Origin of the sequence: Streptomyces glaucescens, assembly GCF_002154375.1 — a bacterium.
In the GTDB taxonomy this organism is placed as follows: domain Bacteria; phylum Actinomycetota; class Actinomycetes; order Streptomycetales; family Streptomycetaceae; genus Streptomyces; species Streptomyces glaucescens.
The window spans coordinates 1-1,080 of the sequence record NZ_MUND01000756.1; the positions used below are offsets into that span (position 1 = coordinate 1).

General features: G+C 74.4%; 1 protein-coding gene and 1 pseudogene. Both read right to left on the reverse strand.

Going from position 1 to position 1,080, the window contains the following annotated elements:
• A partial coding sequence (locus CCN42_RS36690) for a bifunctional transcriptional activator/DNA repair enzyme AdaA (RefSeq protein WP_143662151.1) occupies positions 1–650 on the reverse strand: 650 nt, incomplete at its 3' end.
• Between the two features lie 79 nt (positions 651–729).
• Positions 730–1,080 (reverse strand): annotated as a pseudogene (locus CCN42_RS36695) (heavy metal translocating P-type ATPase); the annotation flags it as partial.

A 1,080-nucleotide genomic window follows, 5' to 3' on the forward strand; every position in this document is an offset into this window, starting at 1 on the left:
TTGAGGGGGGCGCGGAAGGGGAGGCGGAGGGAGATCGCTCCGGGGGTGCCGGCGGGAGCCCCGGCCGGGTATCTCCGAGGTGTGCGGGCCCGCAGGTCGCTGGGGGTGAGGGCGTAGACCTCGCGGACGGTGTCGTTGAAGGTGCGGATGGAGGCGAAGCCCGCGGCGAAGGCGATCTCCGCCATCGGCAGGGCCGTCGTCTCGATCAGCAGGCGGGCCGTCTGGGCCCGCTGGGCGCGGGCGAGGGCGAGCGGGCCTGCGCCCAGCTCGGCGAGCAGCTGGCGTTCGACCTGCCGGGTGCTGTAGCCGAGCCGGGCGGCGAGGCCGGGGACGCCCTCGCGGTCCACGACGCCGTCGGCGATCAGCCGCATGGCGCGGGCGACGAGGTCGGCGCGCTGGTTCCACTCCGGGGAGCCGGGGCTGGTGTCCGGGCGGCAGCGCTTGCAGGCCCGGAAGCCGGCCTGCTGGCAGGCGGCCGCGCTCGGATGGAACACCATGTTCTCCGGCTTGGGCGGCACGACCGGGCAGCTGGGCCGGCAGTAGATCCCGGTGGTCAGGACGGCGGTGAAGAACCAGCCGTCGAAGCGGGCGTCCTTGGACCGGACGGCGCGGACACAGCGCTCGGTTTCGGTGTGCATCCCCATCTGCATGCGTCCAGCATCCGGTACCGGACGCATGCGGGCTGGCGAGATTCCGACATCAACCTCGGCTGTCCAGGACCGGCCCGGATCACCCGGATCGGTCGGGCCGCCACGCGGACTCGCGCAGCAGCCGCAGCCCGTTCAGGCCGACCAGCACGGTCGAGCCCTCGTGGCCCGCGACCCCGAGCGGCAGCGGGAGGTGGCCGACCAGGTCCCAGACGACCAGGACGGTGATGAACGTGCCGGCGATGACCAGGTTCTGCACCACCAGGCGGCGGGCGGCACGGGACAGGCGGACGACCGCCGGGACGGTGGCGAGCTCGTCGCGGACGATGACCGCGTCGGCGGTCTCCAGGGCCAGGTCGGATCCGGCGCGGCCCATCGCGATGCCGGAGTGGGCGGCGGCGAGGGCGGGCGCGTCGTTGACCCCGTCGCCGAC